16 protein-coding genes are annotated in these 18639 nt (G+C 52.8%); 2 read left to right on the top strand and 14 right to left on the bottom strand.

All coding sequences use genetic code 11. The features are described 5' to 3' along the window. Positions 1-139 precede the first annotated feature (139 nt). A complete protein-coding gene (locus tag M1D70_RS24105) occupies positions 140-1693 on the bottom strand; it encodes a fumarate hydratase (RefSeq protein ID WP_456288181.1) in 1554 nt (517 codons plus the stop codon). A gap of 218 nt (positions 1694-1911) precedes the next feature. On the opposite strand from M1D70_RS24105, the gene M1D70_RS24110 reads away from it, so the two are divergent. Further along, complete coding sequence (locus M1D70_RS24110) at positions 1912-2286, top strand: hypothetical protein (protein ID WP_456288182.1); 375 nt, start codon at positions 1912-1914, stop codon at positions 2284-2286. Positions 2287-2416: 130 nt separating this feature from the next. On the opposite strand, the gene M1D70_RS24115 is transcribed toward M1D70_RS24110, so the two are convergent. From M1D70_RS24115 to citZ, 5 genes are all read right to left on the bottom strand, one after another. After that, positions 2417-3283, bottom strand: coding sequence for an SDR family oxidoreductase (locus tag M1D70_RS24115; RefSeq protein ID WP_015736983.1), 867 nt, complete (start codon positions 3281-3283; stop codon positions 2417-2419). A gap of 286 nt (positions 3284-3569) precedes the next feature. Next, a complete protein-coding gene (locus M1D70_RS24120) occupies positions 3570-3995 on the bottom strand; it encodes a hypothetical protein (RefSeq protein WP_009595065.1) in 426 nt (141 codons plus the stop codon). 153 nt (positions 3996-4148) lie between these two features. Continuing rightward, complete coding sequence (gene mdh / locus M1D70_RS24125) at positions 4149-5090, bottom strand: malate dehydrogenase (RefSeq protein ID WP_015736984.1); 942 nt, start codon at positions 5088-5090, stop codon at positions 4149-4151. Positions 5091-5104: 14 nt separating this feature from the next. After that, on the bottom strand, positions 5105-6397 hold the full coding sequence (icd, locus tag M1D70_RS24130; RefSeq protein ID WP_009595069.1) for an NADP-dependent isocitrate dehydrogenase: 1293 nt from the start codon (positions 6395-6397) through the stop codon (positions 5105-5107). A 146-nt stretch (positions 6398-6543) separates the two neighbouring features. Then, a complete protein-coding gene (gene citZ, locus M1D70_RS24135) occupies positions 6544-7656 on the bottom strand; it encodes a citrate synthase (RefSeq protein ID WP_009595070.1) in 1113 nt (370 codons plus the stop codon). A gap of 380 nt (positions 7657-8036) precedes the next feature. Between citZ and ytvI the strand changes: the two genes are divergently transcribed. Continuing rightward, positions 8037-9155: a sporulation integral membrane protein YtvI gene (ytvI, locus tag M1D70_RS24140; RefSeq protein ID WP_456288183.1), complete on the top strand. Its 1119-nt coding sequence runs from the start codon at positions 8037-8039 to the stop codon at positions 9153-9155. 142 nt (positions 9156-9297) lie between these two features. On the opposite strand, the gene M1D70_RS24145 is transcribed toward ytvI, so the two are convergent. From M1D70_RS24145 to M1D70_RS24180, 8 genes are all read right to left on the bottom strand, one after another. Then, the gene (locus M1D70_RS24145; RefSeq protein ID WP_096776312.1) at positions 9298-9690 is read right to left on the bottom strand and encodes an FxsA family protein; all 393 of its coding nucleotides are present in this window, start codon (positions 9688-9690) and stop codon (positions 9298-9300) included. Positions 9691-9694: 4 nt separating this feature from the next. Continuing rightward, positions 9695-10204 carry an acyl-CoA thioesterase gene (locus M1D70_RS24150; protein ID WP_456288184.1) on the bottom strand — a complete coding sequence of 170 codons (510 nt, stop codon included), beginning with the start codon at positions 10202-10204 and terminating at the stop codon, positions 9695-9697. A gap of 106 nt (positions 10205-10310) precedes the next feature. Then, complete coding sequence (gene pyk, locus M1D70_RS24155) at positions 10311-11738, bottom strand: pyruvate kinase (protein WP_009595064.1); 1428 nt, start codon at positions 11736-11738, stop codon at positions 10311-10313. 119 nt (positions 11739-11857) lie between these two features. After that, the gene (locus tag M1D70_RS24160) at positions 11858-12841 is read right to left on the bottom strand and encodes an acetyl-CoA carboxylase carboxyltransferase subunit alpha (RefSeq protein ID WP_009595072.1); all 984 of its coding nucleotides are present in this window, start codon (positions 12839-12841) and stop codon (positions 11858-11860) included. Then, positions 12841-13734 carry an acetyl-CoA carboxylase, carboxyltransferase subunit beta gene (gene accD / locus M1D70_RS24165; RefSeq protein ID WP_456288185.1) on the bottom strand — a complete coding sequence of 298 codons (894 nt, stop codon included), beginning with the start codon at positions 13732-13734 and terminating at the stop codon, positions 12841-12843. The genes M1D70_RS24160 and accD overlap by 1 nt, the downstream gene beginning before the upstream one ends. 92 nt (positions 13735-13826) lie before the next feature. Next, the gene (locus tag M1D70_RS24170) at positions 13827-14015 is read right to left on the bottom strand and encodes a hypothetical protein (RefSeq protein ID WP_006212044.1); all 189 of its coding nucleotides are present in this window, start codon (positions 14013-14015) and stop codon (positions 13827-13829) included. 156 nt (positions 14016-14171) lie between these two features. Beyond that, complete coding sequence (locus M1D70_RS24175; RefSeq protein ID WP_036673757.1) at positions 14172-14666, bottom strand: phosphatidylglycerophosphatase A family protein; 495 nt, start codon at positions 14664-14666, stop codon at positions 14172-14174. Between the two features lie 147 nt (positions 14667-14813). Then, the gene (locus M1D70_RS24180) at positions 14814-18542 is read right to left on the bottom strand and encodes a DNA polymerase III subunit alpha (RefSeq protein ID WP_456288186.1); all 3729 of its coding nucleotides are present in this window, start codon (positions 18540-18542) and stop codon (positions 14814-14816) included. Between the last annotated feature and the right edge of the window lie 97 nt (positions 18543-18639).

The raw sequence follows: 18639 nt of genomic DNA on the forward strand, positions 1-18639 counted from the left end.
CGTATTTGACTTTCATCATAAACCGGAGCGATCCGAACCGCAACGAAAATTCTCGAAATAAGGCTCCCTGCTTGCGCTCAACAAAAAAGCACCGACCGGCACGTGATGGCCAATCGATGCTTACTCATCGTGGTATGAATCAGGAGAACACCGGCTCTTTAAACATCGCCAGCTTCTGTGCGGAATCCTTGCTCACATCGGCATGCAGACTGTTTCCGTGCGAATCCATGGTAACGATGGCGGCAAAGCCGTCGACCTCCAAATGCCACATCGCTTCCGGAATGCCGAACTCCATGAAATCCACGCCGTTAACTTTTTTGATGCATCTCGCATAATACTGGGCAGCCCCGCCGATGGCATTCAGATACACGCCGCCATGCTCCTGCAAGGCTTGAAGCGTCTTCGGTCCCATGCCGCCTTTTCCGATGACCGCGCGAATGCCGAATTTTTTCAAAATATCGCCTTGGTACGGCTCTTCCCGAATACTGGTCGTCGGGCCTGCCGCCTTGACATGCCATCCCTCTTCATCCTGCATCATAACCGGACCGCAGTGATAAATCACGGCTCCGTTCAGATCGATTGGGGCATCGTGATCCATCAGGTATTTATGAAGCGCATCACGTCCGGTATGCATCTCGCCTCGGATCACCACCACATCCCCGACACGCAGGGAACGGATCTGCTCCTCGCTGATCGGCGTCTGAAGCACTACTTCACGTCCCTGGGAATCACTCGGCGCTGATTCTTCGACTCGGGACGCTGCCGTTTCGGAGTTTGCATTCATCTGCACCTCGCTGCCTGCTTCATACAGCCAATCCGCGATCTCCCCGGTTTCCGGCTCAATCAGTACGCCCTGACGACGGAACGCCCAGCAGTTATAGGCCACCGACACAAAAAAGCTTGCCGGCAGGCGGTTCATCGCACCGACCTTGCAGCCGAGCAGCGTGACTTCTCCGCCAAAGCCCATCGTGCCGATCCCCAGCTTGTTTGCATTTTCCAATATGTAATCTTCGAGCTTCGCCAGATCCTCATTCGGATTCACGTCTTCCACATGCCGGAACAGCTGATGCTTCGCAAGCTCGTATCCGGTCGTGCGGTCGCCTCCGATACCTACGCCGATAAATCCGGCGCTGCAGCCCTGCCCCTGAGCTTGATACACGGCATGCATGATGCACTTACGGATTCCGTCCAGGTCACGTCCCGCTTTTCCCAATCCTTCAAGCTCTGCGGGAAGGCTGTACTGGATGTTTTTATTCTCGCAGCCGCCCCCTTTCAGGATGAGACGGACGTCCACCTTATCCTGCTCCCATTGTTCGAAATGGATGACGGGCGAACCTGGACCGAGATTATCCCCGCTGTTGGCGCCTGTCAACGAATCCACCGAGTTAGGACGCAGCTTGCCATCCTGCGTGGCGCGAACCACCGCCGCGTAGATCGCCTTCTTCATTTCGATGTGATTCGCACCCACGGGTGTATGCACGATAAACGTCGGCATGCCCGTATCCTGGCAGATCGGCGATACTTCCTGCTCGGCCATCTCGATATTTTGAGCGATCGTTGCAAGTGCCAGCCCCGCTCGCGTTGCCGCATCCTCGGACGCTCGTCCACGGTTGACTGCTCTTCGCACGTCTCCGGGCAAATTCGTGGAGGTTTCTACAATCAGTCGATACATGCTCTCTTCAAATAACTTCATAGCGTCAGTAAACTCCTCTCTTTCATGACCCAATCCTAATAGCAAAAAAAGAATCATTATAAACTGCCAATATTGTTATCATATCATATCATTTCGCACATGAAAGGGTTTACTTGAAAAAATGAAAGAGACGAGAAAATGTGTTGAATTGCCGGTCATAATGACCATACCAATCTATGAATCTCTCATATATTGGTTAAGGAAAGGAGGTGATTGCTATGATGAGAAAAGTTACAGTCTCCCAGGTTGTTTTTCCAAGACTTGCCCTGTTCAGAAATGAGTTTTACAGAGGACGGCGTTTTGTGGTGCGTGGCAATGTAGGGATCCGGAATCTCGAGAGAGCTTTTGGCGACATTGAAAGCTTAAGATTCTTCTCCCCCAACGCTAACGCAACCCTGGTCCTGTTCTCGGAGCCGAATTTCAGGGGCAGATTCAGAGTGTTCCGCGGCAGCACCAACATCGGCGATCTTGACGATATCATCCGCGGTGAAGAGCCAGAGTCCATTATTAGTTCGAACCGCCGTTTGACGCTGGCTCAAATCCGGGCGATCCGCGATACCGGACGGCTTCCAAACGGGTTTAGAACCATCTGATTCTCCGTATGCCTGTAATCTCTCGTAACCCTCTCCCATGATAAAAGAGCGGACATCCGGGCTGAAGCCCAGGATGTCCGCTCTATTTTGTCATCGAGTATGTTTACTAGGCGCAAATGGAATCAACGCTTTAACCGTTAATCACTTCGCCGCCGTTCACATGAATCACTTGACCGCTCACGTAGGAGGAGTCCGTTGATGCCAGATATACATAAGCAGGAGCCAATTCTTCCGGTTGACCCGGACGTTTCATCGGCTGGGTCGCTCCAAACTCGGCTACCTGATCCGCCGGGAACGTCGAAGGAATCAGCGGCGTCCAGATGGGTCCCGGCGCAACGGCATTTACCCGGATTCCTTGACCGACCACGTTCATCGACAAGGAACGCGTAAAGGCCACGATGGCTCCCTTGGTTGATGCATAATCCAGCAGCTGCGGGCTTCCCCGATAAGCCGTGATGGAGGTCGTGTTAATAATGGAGCTTCCCTTGGACAGATGCGGCATCGCCGCCTGCGTCAAATAGAACATCCCGAAAATATTCGTGCGGAATGTCCGCTCCAGTTGTTCTTTGGTAATGTCCTCGATCTTCTTCTGCGGGTGCTGTTCGGCTGCGTTGTTGACAAGAATATCGAGCTTCCCAAGCTTCTCTACGGTTTCGGTGACTGCATCGCGGCAAAACGCGTCGTCGCCGACATCGCCGGCGATCAGCAGGCATTTACGCCCTTCCTGCTCTACCTGTCGCTTGGTCTCTTCCGCATCCTTGTGCTCGTTCAGATACACAATGGATACATCCGCGCCTTCCTTGGCATAGTAAACCGCAACCGCACGGCCGATCCCACTGTCGCCTCCGGTAATCAGCGCTACCTTTCCTTTTAGCTTACCGGCTGCTTTGTACTCGTTACTTTCAAACTCCGGCTTCGGGTGCATCTCCGATTCGGTTCCGGGTCTGTGATCCTGATGCTGGGGCGGCAATGTCTGCTTCTGTTGATCTTGTGGCATATGAACATTTCTCCTTTCAGGTCAGTATCTCAAACTACCTCTCATAGGATGCGTTCGACGCGGCTTCTTATTCCATAAAAAGCCCTTCGCTATTGTTTTTACCCATATTAAACGGGATCAAACGTAAGCACGGTGCTTTTCCCGTAACAAAATCCCCCTCTTAACGGGACCTTGCGCTCAAAGCCCAGTCCGCTGTTTTGCGGGAACCCCCGGAATATCTAATTGCTGTAATATTAAAAAAAACCGCCCGAATCAACGGACGGCTTCTCTTCGTATGTAGCTGTTCTTAGATGATATGATTGAATACCATGAAGAAAATCATAACCAGAAGCAGCAAGGCGAGCAATGCGCTAAGCGTGCCGAGCTTGCTTGTTTCTTCCTTCACTTCACGCTTCTCGCGGATGCCTGCAAGCGCATTCTTGAGCGGCTTGCTCATAATGCCTCCAATCGCAAACATCGCCAGCAGCAACACCGTTACAATGATCATCCAAGGAACCGAATACTCGCCTTGGGACATCATGTATCCGCCAGTCAACAGCTGAATGACCAAGCCGTACTGCGCAAAACGGTTCGCCACCCGAATCGTATTCACGGCTCCTTCTTGAGCGCCCAGAGACAGCTTCTGAATACCGCCAACAACAAACGGCAGGATCAAGTAAAATCCTAGCGCCGCCGTACCGACCATATGCAGAAAAAATGTCACGTTCCACATAAACAATTCCTCCAAAGTCGTTAGTGTGATTTATGTTACATCGAATTCATCGTCTCCTATTATACTGGACAGATCATCCAAAGAAAAGCAATCCCGCCCCGAATCACGGGACGGGATTGCATTATTAGACGATTTTGTGAATCCTGATTCAAATTACAGGTTCACGACCGAAGTCACGTTGCGCACGGATTCCGCCGACTTATCCAGCGCCGCTTTCTCTTCGGCGGTCAGTTCAAGCTCGAAAATGCGCTCGATGCCGTCTCCGCCGAGAATGGCCGGTACGCCCATGAACAGGTTGTCATAACCGTACTCGCCTTCCAGAAGGGCAATAACCGGAATAATCCGTTTCTTGTCCTTCAGAATCGCTTCCGTCATTTGGACCAAGGAAGCAGCAGGCGCGTAGTAGGCGCTGCCGTTCCCCAGCAAATTGACGATTTCGCCGCCGCCGACCCGGGTGCGCTGCACGATCGCTTCAATGCGTTCAGCCGGAATCAGCGTGTCGATCGGAATGCCGCCCACGCTGGAGTAACGAACGAGAGGAACCATGTCATCGCCATGGCCGCCCAGAACGAAACCGCGGACATCCTCAACGGATACGTTCAGCTCTTGCGCGATAAAGGTGCAATAGCGTGCCGTATCCAATACGCCGGATTGACCGATGACGCGGTTCTTGGGAAATCCGAGCGTGTTGTATGCCACATAGGTCATGGCATCCACCGGGTTGCTCAGGATGATGACCGTGGAGTTCGGTGCATGAGTCTTCACGTTCTCGCATACGGACTTCACGATTCCTGCATTGGTGTTGACGAGGTCATCGCGGCTCATGCCCGGCTTGCGGGCTACGCCTGCTGTAATGATTACGATATCGGAATCAGCTGCATCTTCATAGTTGGATGTACCGACTATGTTGCTGTCAAATCCCTGAACGGGACTTGCTTCGAGCATATCCAGCGCTTTACCTTTGGTAGGATTCTCGAGCTGCGGGATATCCAGCAGCACCACATCACCCAGTTCTTTCTGAGCCAGCATCAGGGCGGTAGTCGCACCTGTGAAGCCAGCACCTACTACCGTAATCTTTTTACGAGTAATTGCCACGATGAATCTCCTCCTTACAGGTTTTTAATGATTTCGTCTGCGAACTCGGAGCATTTCACTTCAGTAGCGCCTTCCATCAGGCGGGCGAAGTCGTAAGTCACGGTTTTGTTGTTGATGGACGTTTCCATGCCTTTGTAGATCAGGTCAGCCGCTTCCTGCCATCCGAGGTGCTCAAGCAGCATAACGCCGGAGAGGATAACGGAACCAGGGTTAACTACGTCCTTGTCTGCATATTTCGGAGCCGTACCATGAGTCGCTTCGAAAATCGCATGTCCTGTTACGTAGTTGATGTTAGCGCCCGGAGCAATACCGATACCGCCAACTTGTGCAGCCAGAGCGTCAGACAGGTAGTCGCCGTTCAGGTTCAATGTCGCAATGACGTCAAAGTCGGTTGGGCGAGTCAGAACCTGCTGCAGCGCGATGTCGGCAATCGCATCCTTAACGATGATTTTGCCGGCTTCTTCAGCCGCTTTTTGAGCAGCGTTAGCTGCATCTACGCCGTCTTTGTCCTTGATGATATCGTACTGGGCCCAAGTGAACACTTTATCGCCGAATTCGGCTTCAGCCACTTCGTAACCCCAGTTTTTGAAGGCACCTTCCGTAAATTTCATGATGTTGCCTTTGTGAACGAGCGTTACGGATTTGCGGCCATGCTTGATCGCATATTCAACCGCTGCGCGTACAAGACGCTTGGAACCTTCGGAGGACACCGGTTTGATGCCGATACCGGAAGTTTCCGGGAAACGGATTTTGTTTGCTCCCATTTCGTCTTGAAGGAACTTGATCACTTTCTTCACTTCGTCGGAGCCTTCTTTGTATTCGATGCCTGCATAGATGTCTTCCGTGTTCTCGCGGAAAATAACCATGTCGACCAGCTCAGGACGTTTTACCGGAGACGGTACGCCGTTGAAATAACGGACAGGACGCAAGCAGGTGTACAGATCCAGCTCTTGGCGAAGGGCTACGTTCAGGGAACGGATACCGCCGCCGATTGGCGTTGTAAGAGGTCCTTTAATTGCAACGATGTACTCGCGAATCGCTTCAAGCGTATCGTTCGGGAGCCACTCACCGTATGTATTGTATGCCTTCTCACCGGCAAATACTTCATACCAGGCAATTTTCTTGGAACCGTTATACGCTTTTTCTACAGCTGCATCCAGGACGCGCTTGGAAGCTTTCCAGATGTCACGGCCTGTGCCGTCGCCTTCAATAAAAGGAATAACAGGGTTGTTAGGCACCTGCAGGGTTCCGTTATCAATCGTGATTTTCTCGCCTTCAGTCGGCAGTGCGAATTTTTCCAGTTTCATGAGTATGAGTTCCTCCTTCGAATATGGTTCTTTTCTCTAGCCATTTCAATGTGATACTGTGTGCAATAGGCATAGAGAAATCCGCCACCCGCGATTCCCTCGCGTTTAAGCGGTTCTCTAGCCTATTGTACATGATTGCCAGCCACTTAGCGAAGTTCTATCGGCACATATTTTTGATCAGTCATCCCCGTATACTCTGCGCGCGGGCGGATAATACGGTTGCCTTCATACTGCTCAAGAATATGCGCGGTCCATCCGGATACGCGGCTGATCGCGAAAATCGGCGTGAACAATTCGTGTTCAATGCCAAGCTGCGTATAGACGGAGGCGGAATAGAAATCGACGTTCGGCTTCAGGCCTTTTTGGTTGGTAACCGTTTCGTCGATCAGCACCGACATATCGTACAACGTGGTATCGCCTTTCATTTCGCCAAGCTCGCGCGACATTTTTTGGAGATGCTTCGCGCGCGGATCGCCGTTTTTGTATACGCGGTGTCCAAAGCCCATAATTTTTTCACGGTTGTCCAGCTTCTCTTGAATGTACGCCTGCGCCCGATCAATCGAACCGACTTCGTTCAGCATCTTCATGACGGCTTCGTTGGCGCCGCCGTGCAGAGGGCCTTTCAGCGCGCCAATGGCGGAAGTAACACCGGAATAAATGTCGGACAGCGTGGCTACGGTCACGCGGGCCGCAAACGTGGATGCGTTAAGCTCATGGTCCGCATGCAATACGAGCGCCTGATCCAGAGCCTTAATGGAAGTCTGGTCAGGATCCTCGCCTCTGAGCATATACAGGAAGTTTTCCGCGATGGAGGCGCCTGCTTTCGGAGCCACCGGCTCTTTGCCCTGACGAACGCGGGCAATGGCAGCGATGATCGTCGGAAGCTGAGCTTGAAGTTTAACCGCTTTCTTCTCGTTCGCTTCACGGCTCATATCGTCGCCTTCGGCGTCGTACAGAGCGAGCGCGGATACAGCCGAACGAAGAGCAGCCATCGTATTGCCGTCCTTCGGATACAATTTGATCTGCTGGATAAGCTCATCCGGAATGGCGGCATAGTTGCTCAAATCTTGTTGAAGCGCCTTAAGCTCTTCTACATTCGGAAGCTTTCCGAACCAGAGCAGGTAGGCTACCTCTTCAAAACTTGCATGTTCTGCGAGATCGTCAATATCATATCCACGATAAGTCAGAACGCCATCGACGATCGAACTAATCGCGGAGGTGGTAGCTACAATGCCTTCCAAACCCTTGGTAGCTGTCATGCAACATCTCTCCTTTATGATCGGGATAAACTGAACTATTTTGACAATCATGAAAACATTTTCATGAAGTCAGATAAAAATAGAAAAACGCGCAAAAAAATTGCTATGGTCCTAGTCACAAACCTTCTCATATCATACTGGATTTTGTCTGATATGTGAACATGAGCAGCGACATTCGCCGCATCAAATTGTTTTATCGATACCATAAACATTTTTTTGAAATCACTTACAATTCCATTATACCTGTGATAATTCTCATTGTCGAATCATGAAGACGACCATTTTTGAACTCTTTATCCTTATATTGAAACTCCCTGCATACGTATAGAATGAGCCTTTCTGCTCGTCCCTCCAAGTCAGCTGCAAAGGAGTGTGATTCATTGGAACGATTGATGCTTAAACGTTTGGGCCGGGGAGTGTGGGTGCTGTCTTCCATCTTCGTGATCGCCTATTTGATATATGTACTGCTGCCGCTGCTTTATCCCTTCCTTCTGGCCTGGATCATCGCCTATGCGATGAACCCCTGCGTCAACCTGCTCCAGCGGAGTTTGAGAATGCCGCGCTGGATCGCCGTCACGTTGTCCCTCCTCCTGTATTTCGGCGCAGCCCTGTTGATTCTCACCGCGGCTGTCAGCAGGCTGGTCAAGGAACTGATTGCCCTGTCCCAGTCCTTTAATCTCCACATTGACGCCTGGATGGAATGGCTGACGGCCTGGACGCAGAATGAGAGCTTCCAGAATATCGTCAATGAGATCAGCCGTTTCTATCAGAACAACCCGAATTATCACGATACCATCAACCAAAACATCACCCGTACGACGCAGACGATTGGCACGGCCGTGACCGACCTCGTTACCGGTATTTTTAACGGTATCCTGCAAATTATTTATTATTTGCCGAATTTGGGGACGATTTTCATTGTCGTGCTGCTGTCCACGTTCTTTCTCAGCAACAGCTGGGAACGTCATAACCGCGCGCTGCTCCGTCTCCTGCCCGACGTCATTCGTAAACCGATGAACTATATCTTCTCGGATCTGAAAAAAGCGTTGTTCGGATTTGCCAGAGCCCAGCTGATTCTCATATCCATTACGGCTGTCATCGTCACGATCACGCTCTATGCGCTCGGCGTGGATTCCGCCTTCTCCATCGGGCTTCTGATCGGCTTGGTGGATCTGCTCCCGTACCTGGGTGTGGGCATCGTCCTGATTCCGTGGTCGCTGTATGCTTTTATGTCCGACGACCTGACGCTCGGCATCGGGCTGACGGTCCTGTACAGCATCATTCTGGTCGTCCGTCAGATCATGGAGCCCAAGGTGCTGGCCAGCAGCGTCGGGCTGGATCCGCTTGCCGCTCTGCTGGGCATGTTCGTCGGGCTTAAGCTGTTCGGGATTTTGGGACTGATCATCGGTCCCGTGTCGCTTGTCATCCTGGATGCCTTTCATCGGGCCCATGTGTTCAAGGACCTGAGGAATTACATTATCGGGGGCAGGTTCAGGTAGTCCTCGTTAAGAAACGGCTTGGTTTATCTCATCATTGGGCTAATGTAACCATCGTATTTGGAAAGATTGAAATAGGCTGCTCCCTTGCATAAAATAGACCGGCCCCCTTGCGGGACCGGTCTTATGGTAATGTCTGCTTGTATTATCTGCGAAAGATCGTAATCTTGCCGTTTTTCATATTTTTCTTCATCCATTTCAACAGCAAAATCCGATACAGCGGGCGGGTCAACGGAAATATCAACGTAAAGCCGATCATGTCGGTTACAAAACCCGGCAGAATGAGAAGTACTCCACCCGCAAATATACATAAACCGTCCGCCATGGAAGCACCCGGAACCATGCCTGTATTCATTCTCTGCTTGGCGTCTTCCATCGCTTTGCGGCCTTCGAATCTCATCATGGCCACGCCGACGGCAGAGGTCAGCAGTGTCAAAAGCAATGTATTCATGCCGCCTACGCGGTCCGCAACAAACTGAAAGCCGAATATCTCAATAGTAGGCACAAAAATAATCGCTGCCAGCATCCATTTGAACATGAAGCTACTCCTTCCTCCCCAAAAGGGTATCCTTCAATGCATCATACAGCTTTGGCGCGCATTTATCCAGTCGGGCCGGCTTCCACTCCCGGTTCAGCCATACATGCCGGGTCGCTCCTGCCGTTAACAAGGCACCGGGGAGCTCGGCATCGGTATGCCAACCCCTCGCTCCCAAATCCGCCAGCTCCTGCTCACTCAGCAGACGGACCTCGTATTCATAGTGTATTCGCAGCGGGGAGAAAGCAGTCATTCTTGTAAATATTGTCACGAGATCATCATATCGCGCCGGCCGGCGGTACTTGATGTCCAGATCCACTACAGGGAGCAGGACGCCTTCTTCTTCCATTCCCCGATACGTAAATCCCATTTCACGGATCATTTCGGTACGCCCGATCTCAAACCAGTTTAAATAGTTCGCATGATATACGACACCCATTTGATCGCTTTCCTGGTAACGCACCCGAAAGGATGTCCAGAACCAGCGGCTTCGCGTCGGTACGGATGGATTAGCCAACGTCTTCTTCCCCCTCATGTATGCAAAAAGCAATGGCCGACAAGAAACGTCGTCCATTGCTTATATGCAGCTATATTCAGAATCCAGCGGATTCTTGATGATGAATCTACTTCTGCTGTGGAATTTGGTCCACTTTCAGCAGGTTCGTGGAACCGGAACGTCCCAGCGGCACGCCCGCCGTAATCACAACAAGATCTCCTTCTTTCACGAGTCCGGATTTCACGCCGCCTTGCAGCGCATAATCAAACATCTCGTCAGTAGAAGAAGCCTGCTCGCCTTTAACCGGCGTTACGCCCCAAGTCAGTGCCAAACGTCTCAGCGTTCTTTCTTGAGTCGTTACGGCGACGATAGGAGCCTGTGGACGGTATTTGGATACCATGCGAGCCGTTTGACCAGATTCGGTAGACGAAATGATCGCTTTGGCATTCAGGTCGAGTGCCGAAATCGCAACCGATTGGCTGATCGCTTCGGTTACGCTGGTTTCTTGTGCAATGCGCTGCTTCAAGAACAATTCACGATAGTTCAGTGCAGATTCCGCTTTTTCCGCAATGCGGGACATCGTCAATACGGATTCCACCGGGTATTTACCTGCAGCCGTTTCGCCGGAGAGCATGATGGCATCGGTTCCGTCGAAAATCGCATTGGCAACGTCACTTGCTTCCGCACGGGTAGGACGCGGGTTGCGCTGCATGGAATCCAGCATTTGCGTAGCCGTAATGACCGGTTTGCCGGCCAGGTTACATTTTTCGATCATGCGTTTTTGAACCAATGGAACTTCCTCAGCCGGAATTTCAACGCCGAGGTCGCCACGGGCTACCATCAAGCCGTCGGATACTTCCAGGATTTCGTCCAGGTTGTCAACGCCCTGCTGGTTCTCGATTTTGGAGATGATTTGGATGTGCTCGCCATTGTGCTTCTTCAGCAATTCGCGAATTTCCAGCACGTCACTTGCTTTACGAACGAAGGAAGCCGCAATAAAATCGATGCCCTGCTCGATCCCGAAAATGATATCGTTGGCGTCTTTTTCCGTAATGCCTGGGAGGGAAATCGCGACTCCCGGCACGTTAACACCTTTTTTGCTCTTAATGGTTCCGCCATTAACGATGCGGCATCTGATTTCGGTGCCTTGAATCTCCACCACGGTCAGACCGATCAGACCGTCGTCGATCAGGATCGTCGATCCGACTTGAACGTCTTGAGGCAACTCTTTATAAGTAATGGACAAACGATTCTTATCACCAAGGATTTCCTCGGTAGTAAGGGTGATATATTCATCTTGTACAAGCTCAATCGGTTCCACTTCAAGTTTGCCTGTACGGATCTCCGGTCCTTTGGTATCAAGCAGGATCGCTACCGTTTTGTTCAACTCTTCGCAAGCTTGGCGGATGTTCTTGATCCGGTTGCCATGCTCCTCGAAGTCGCCGTGAGAGAAGTTCAGACGAGCCACGTTCATGCCGGCCATAATGAGCTTCTTGGTGTTTTCCAACGATTCACTGGAAGGACCGATGGTACATACAATTTTTGTTTTGCGCATTTGGGTTTCCTCCGTTTATTAAAGGGTTCTCTATATCTCTTTTTCCAACAACTAAATCTACTACAAAAAGTCTCATTTGTATAGGAACTTTGTCATATCGTCACATACTCATCAGACTTTTAGAGGATAACGTCTTCCGGTTCCGCCTTCGCAAAGTCGAATTCGCCGATCTTGCGGAATTTGCGGTACCGGTCTTCCTTCAGCTCGCAGGCATCCATCACGGACAGCTCCTTCAGCTGGCTGATCAGGGCGCTCCGAATGGCAGCGGCCGTCTCCTCGTAGTTACGGTGCGCACCGCCCTTAGGCTCAGGAATGATCTCCTCGATGACTTCCATTTCAAGCAGGTCTTTGGCGGTGATCTTCATCGCTTCCGCGGCCTGGTCCGCCTTGGACGCATCCTTCCATAGAATGGATGCCGCGCCGTTCGGCGAGATGGCGGAATAGATGGCGTGCTCCAGCATCAGCACGCGATTGCCTACAGCCATCGCAAGAGCACCGCCGCTTCCACCTTCGCCGATGACCACACAAACAACAGGCACCCCAAGAGACGACATCTCCCTTAAATTGCGGGCGATCGCCTCGGACTGACCTCTTTCTTCTGCTGTATTACCCGGATATGCGCCTTTTGTATCAATAAAAGTGATAATGGGGCGCTTGAACTTGTTCGCCTGCTGCATAAGCCGCAGGGCTTTTCGGAAGCCTTCCGGATGCGGACTTCCGAAGAAACGGGCGATGTTGTCCTTCGTGTCTTTGCCGCGCTGCTGGCCGACCACCGTGACCGGAACGCCGTCAAGTTTGGCCAAGCCGCCGACGACGGCAAGGTCGTCCCCGTAGAGACGGTCTCCATGCAGCTCGATGAAATCCGTAAAGATCAGCTGGATCAGATCAAGCGACGTCGGCCGCTGCTGATGACGGGCCAGATGCATTTTCTGGGAAGGCGAAATCGAGGAATAAATCTCTTCTTCCAAACGACTATATCGTTCTTCCAGGCGGGCGATTTCATCCGTGAAATCGATCCCTTTTTCCTGTCCGAATTGTTTCAGTTCATCTATCTTCTTGCGCATTTCGGCAAGTGGCATTTCAAAAGGCAATTCGCCTGACATCAGAATCCCCCTTTCACGGTATGCATCTCCAGCAGCTTACCAAGCATGGAGCGCATATCTTTCCGATGAATAACCATGTCAAGCTGACCATGCGCCAAATTGAACTCCGCTGTCTGGAAATCGTCCGGCAGCTTCTGGCGAATGGTCTGTTCAATAACGATACGGCCCGCAAAGCCGAATACGGCTCCCGGCTCGGCGATGTTGATATCGCCAAGCGTCGCAAAGCTGGCGGACACGCCGCCGGTCGTCGGATCCGTGATCACTGAAATGTAGAGCCCGCCGAGTTCATTGAACCTGGACAGGGCCGCGCTTGTTTTGGCCATCTGCATCAAACTGAGAATGCTCTCCTGCATCCGGGCGCCGCCGGAAGTGGAGAAAATAATGAGCGGTAAACGCTTGTCCGTCGCAAACTCGATCGCACGGGTGATTTTTTCCCCAACGACGGAGCCCATGCTTCCCGTGAAGAACTCAAAACTCATCACGGCCACCACAACGGGCTGGCCCAGAATGGAGCCTTGGCCGGTAATCACCGCATCATGCAGACCGGATTTCATCTTCTGCTGCTCCAGCTTGGCCGCATATCCCGGAAACTTGAGCGGGTCCACCGAGATCATCTCTGCGTCAAACTCTTCAAAGCCTGTCTCATCCAGCGTCATGGCAATCCGCTCAACCGCGTTCAAGCGCATATGATGCCCGCACTCCTGACAAACCTTCAGATTCTTCTCAAGCTCTTTGCTGTATTGAATGGTGCCGCACTTGGCACACTTATTCATCAGACCTTCCGGAATTTCCCGTTTCGGGCGTTCGCCTTCCTGAGGCTGCCCTGCCGTCCCAAGTCGTTCCGATGGGATCGTTGCGTATTTTCTTTTTTTCTGAAACAAGTCTTTAAACACAACTACACCTCTCCAGCCGTAAATTTGAATGGCCGCCGCAATAGCACATCGCCGATCCGTACGCTAAGCTTCGCTATGTAACCCAGATGAAACTAGGGGTGCAATATCGAATTCAACACTTCCTGTACTTCCTCAAGCTCTCCGGAGGGTACCAAAATCTCAAACTGCTGTTTGGAAAGATTCACAGGACGGCTTTGAACCAAAAACCCTTCTTCCGTTAGCCTGGTCTTGATCATTTCCGCCACCTTTGCAGTTGGCGCAATATAGATAACCGTCCACATGCCTTTCAGATCCCCCTAATCTCGTCCCACAGGCATATCCTGAGCCGATATAATGGATAATGATAACATACTTCAGTTTTTACCTCAACAAAGAGAGCAGGGGGCTGAAAGCCAAATCCGTACCCTTATGCAGCGATTCGACAACACTCGCGCAAATCAGTCAGATCCCGCGGTATAATGGGCCGCATCGGGATTGTTATGCGCGATTCGCGAGGAAGCGGCGGCGGCAATGCCTGCAACGAGATCATCCAGAAACACATGAATCCCGTCCGTTTTTTCATTTAATATCTCAATCACGCCAATTTTTTCTTTATCCAGGTAGCCGAAGCTGGTCAGTCCAATCATGCCGTATATGCTCGTGACACCGAGCGCCATGGTCTCATCCACACCGTACAACGGTTCGTCCTGCTCCATAATTGATTGCAGCGGCTCCGGCAGCAGTTTCTTCTCCGCCAGCTCATCCAGCGCAATGCCCGTATACAACGTATACTGCACTTCGCGCTTCCCGAGCACGGCCCGCACGCTTTCCTCGCACTGCTCGATGGTTAGCGTCGGATGGTAACGCTGTTGAAGCTTCAACACAATATCCGCGATGGAGTTAACGCTGACTCCTCTGCGGCTGAGCATGCTCTCTGCCAAGTCCATTGACACCACAAATCCCCCCCGCGTCTTTGGCCGTTGCCCTGTCACTACGGTCATCGCCGTAAAGTGCTTTCTTTCAGGCGAATACTCGGCCAACATTCCTGTAGTGTCCTAATTGTATGCGGGAGGGATGGGAAACGTTCTTAAATTTTCATGTCACTTCACTTTAACGGTGTCTTTGCCCAGCATGCTCTCCATTTCGGCAATGAGCTCTTGCGAAGGCTTGATCCGATAGGCATCACTGAGCGCAAGCACCTTCTGGCTTCGTTCATAAAACAACACCGTTGCGACAGGCCCCGGATGCCGCTGCAGAAGCTCTTTCAGCTTGACCAGCATCTCCGATCGCTCCGCATCGGCCGTTATTTTCACAAACACGCGCTGCTCTGCTTTAGGATTCGATGCGCCTGCTCGAGATTCCTTCCCGGACGTTCGGTTAATGCCTGAAACTTCCTTTCCGATCGGAGGCAGGTCTTGGCCTTTCGTGGCGGCAAGCGGCTGCGCTGCATTCAGAACGGCCTTTGGTTCGCCGGCCGAAGCCGCCTGCTTGCCGGTTGCGCCCGATGCGGCGCCCCGGCCTGCTCCCTCGGCCCTGCCTCTGCCGCCGCCCTGCGTTCCCCGGACCTTGCTCCGCCGAACGAGCTGGCCCAGGGTCTGCGCTTCAAGCGGAGCGATTTCTTCGGCCAGCAGCTTGAAGCCTTCGTCCTGCAGCTGGACCTTCGCCCGGATCGCGAGAAGGGCTCCTTTTTCAATCAGATGCGCGCTTCGCTTCCACACTTCCGGAAAGAGAACGACCTCGCAGCGCTCGATTTGATCCTCGCACTCCATGAAGGCCATCGCTTTCCCCTGTTTCGTCGTAATGGTCTTCAGCGAGACCACCATGCCGGCAACCGTAGCCATCGACTCATCCTCCGCTTCATGCAGATCCATGAGCCGATCCGCTCCGGACTCCGTCAGCGTCTCTTCAAAGCCGTCCAGCGGATGACCGGACAAATACATGCCCAGCAGCTCGCGTTCGAATTCGAGCTGCTGACTTGCCGTATAAGGCGGGATGTCCGGATATTCAATGTCCCAATTCGCGGTTTCCACGAAGTCGAAGAGCTGAATCTGAAGATCATCCCGCTCCTTTCTCCACTTCACGGCCGCTTCCACCGTTTCGTCCAGCATGGCGACCAGCTGGGAGCGGTGCCCCTGCAAGGAATCGAAGGCGCCCGCCTGGATCAGGGACTCGATCACGCGCTTATTGCATACGCGGAGGTCGACGCGGCGGCAGAAATCAAGCAGGCTTTCAAACGGCTTTTCGCGCCGGATCTCGACGATATTCTCCACCGCTTGCGTGCCGACGTTCTTGATGGCGGCAAGCCCGAATCGGATCCCTCCGCCGGCTGGAGAATCGGCCTGCAGTTCGCTGCCTTCGGCAGCAGAACGGCTCATGACCGGCGTGAAATACGTCCCGCTTTCGTTGACGTCCGGCGGCATGACCTCGATATCGATGCGCCGCGCCTCCAGCACGTATTCGGCTACCTTCCGATGGCTGCCCATGACGGCTGTCAGCATGGAAGCCATGAACGGAACCGGATAGTGCGCCTTGAGGTAAGCCGTCTGGAAGGCCAGCACGCCGTAAGCGGCAGCATGCGCGCGCGGGAATCCGTAGTTGGCAAACCGGACGATCATGTCGTACACGCGGTTGGCCTCATCCTCGGTATAGCCCAGCTTCAGGCTCCCTGAAACGAAGTGGCTGCGCTCGCGGTCCAGCACCTCGCGTTTCTTCTTCGATACCGCTCTGCGCAGCAGATCCGCTTCCCCGAGCGAGAAGCCCGCCATCGTCGAAGCGATCTGCATAATCTGCTCCTGGTAAACGATAATGCCGTACGTATCGCCAAGTATCGGGATCAGGTCCGGATGGGGGTACTCCGGCTCGATCCGGCCGTGCTTGGCCTGAATGAACTTCGGAATAAATTCCATGGGACCCGGGCGGTACAGGGCATTCACCGATACGATATCCTCAAACACCGAAGGTTTCAAATCCTTCAGCACCCGCCGTATTCCGGCCGATTCGAGCTGAAATACGCCCGCGGTCTCCCCCCGGCCCAGCATTTCGTAAGTCGCTTGGTCGTCATCCGGCACTTGTTCGAAATCAAGCTCTCTGCCGGTCAATTCTTGAATCCATCTCAGCGTGCGCTCGATGATCGACAGCGTCCGCAGGCCCAAAAAATCCATCTTGAGGAGCCCCACGCTCTCCAAATTCTCCATGGAATACTGCGTCAGCGCGGTCTTCTCGCTGCCTTCCTGCAGCGGCACCGCATCCGTCAAGGGCTCCCTGGAAATGACGATGCCGGCCGCATGCGTCGATGCATGGCGCGGCATGCCCTCGACCTTCATCGCCATGTCGATCAGCTCGCGTACCTTCGGCTTCGTTTCGTACTGCTCCTTCAGCTGCGGGCTTTGCTCCATCGCTCTTTCAATGCTGATGCCCAAGTGGTTAGGGATCAGCTTGGCCGCCTTGTCCACATCCCCGAACGGCACATTAAGCGCACGCCCGACGTCGCGGACGGCTGCCCTTGCGGCCATCGTACCGAACGTAATGATCTGGGCCACATGCTCTTTCCCGTATTTGTCCACCACGTAATCGATGACCTCGTCCCGGCGCTCATCGCTGAAATCGATATCGATATCCGGCATCGTGATCCGTTCCGGATTCAGGAAGCGTTCAAACAACAGCTTGTATTTCATCGGATCCACATTGGTAATCTGCAGGGTATAAGCCACTAGGCTTCCTGCCGAGGAACCCCTTCCGGGTCCGACTGCGATGCCTTTCCGGTGGGCATAGGCGATAAAATCCCATACGATCAGGAAATAATCGCTGAAGCCCATGCTCTCGATAACGCCGAGCTCATAATCGAGCCGCTGCTCCAGCTCGCTGCGCTGCCCTTCATCCTGCCACCGCTCCGTGCCTTCGTAGCGTTCCCGCAATCCGCTCAGGCAGAGATCCCGCAGGTATTCCGCAGCATCCTTCCCTTCCGGAAGCGAGCTGTATTCCGGCAAAATGGATTTGCCGAATTCCAGCTCCAAATGGCACTGGTCCGCAATCTTAGCCGTATTCAATATAGCTTCAGGCACATGGGGATACAGACGCTCCATGTCGCTGCCGCTCTTCAGATAGAGCTGGTTCGTCTGAATCTGCAGCCTGTCTTCATCTTCGACCGTCTTTCCCGTGCCGATGCAGATCAGGACGTCCTGAACCTCGGCATCGTTCTCGGTCAGATAATGCACATCGTTGGTCGCTACCAGCGGAATGCCGGTCTCGCGGCTCAGCTGAATCAGCTGGGGATTCACGCGCTTCTGCTCCGGAATGCCGTGATCCTGCAGCTCAAGGTAGTAATCCTCTCCAAAAATCGCCTGGTAACGGAGCGCTGCCGCCTTGGCTTCCGCCTCGCGTCCATGAAGCAGATGCTGGGGAACCTCGCCTCCCAAGCAGGCGCTGAGGCATATGATTCCTTCATGGTGGGCGGCCAGCGCCTCCATATCGATTCGGGGTCTGTAATGATACCCCTCCAAATGCCCGATCGAGCACAGCTTCATTAAATTGCGATAGCCGGTCTCATTCTTGGCAAGCAAAATCAAATGATAGATCGGCTGGTCCTTGCGGCTTCCCCGCTCCTTGCGGGAGCCTGCCGTGATATAGGCCTCGCAGCCGATAATCGGTTTGATGCCCTGCGCCAGGCAGGCTTTATAGAACGGAACGGCACCGTACATCACGCCATGATCCGTCAGCGCCAGCGATTTCATGCCAAGCGCCGCCGCTTCCCGCACCAGGTCACCGATACGTGCCGCTCCATCGAGCAAACTGTATTCACTATGCACGTGCAAATGCACGAAAGAGCTCATCGTAACGCCTTCCTTTCGCCGGTACATGTATATTTAAAATCAACTCAGAAATATCTTATAAAGTCTTTATACCATTTTATCATAATCCCGCTAGGCC

Source organism: Paenibacillus sp. AK002 (genome assembly GCF_053903045.1).

Coding starts and splice junctions, on each gene's coding strand:
- M1D70_RS24115 (WP_015736983.1), bottom strand. CDS start 3,283: ATGCCACAAGATCAACAGAAGCAGACATTGCCGCCCCAGCATCAGGAT.
- M1D70_RS24105 (WP_456288181.1), bottom strand. CDS start 1,693: ATGAAGTTATTTGAAGAGAGCATGTATCGACTGATTGTAGAAACCTCC.
- pyk (WP_009595064.1), bottom strand. CDS start 11,738: ATGCGCAAAACAAAAATTGTATGTACCATCGGTCCTTCCAGTGAATCG.
- M1D70_RS24120 (WP_009595065.1), bottom strand. CDS start 3,995: ATGTGGAACGTGACATTTTTTCTGCATATGGTCGGTACGGCGGCGCTA.
- M1D70_RS24180 (WP_456288186.1), bottom strand. CDS start 18,542: ATGAGCTCTTTCGTGCATTTGCACGTGCATAGTGAATACAGTTTGCTC.
- M1D70_RS24110 (WP_456288182.1), top strand. CDS start 1,912: ATGATGAGAAAAGTTACAGTCTCCCAGGTTGTTTTTCCAAGACTTGCC.
- citZ (WP_009595070.1), bottom strand. CDS start 7,656: ATGACAGCTACCAAGGGTTTGGAAGGCATTGTAGCTACCACCTCCGCG.
- icd (WP_009595069.1), bottom strand. CDS start 6,397: ATGAAACTGGAAAAATTCGCACTGCCGACTGAAGGCGAGAAAATCACG.
- M1D70_RS24170 (WP_006212044.1), bottom strand. CDS start 14,015: ATGTGGACGGTTATCTATATTGCGCCAACTGCAAAGGTGGCGGAAATG.
- M1D70_RS24145 (WP_096776312.1), bottom strand. CDS start 9,690: ATGTTCAAATGGATGCTGGCAGCGATTATTTTTGTGCCTACTATTGAG.
- M1D70_RS24160 (WP_009595072.1), bottom strand. CDS start 12,841: ATGTCAGGCGAATTGCCTTTTGAAATGCCACTTGCCGAAATGCGCAAG.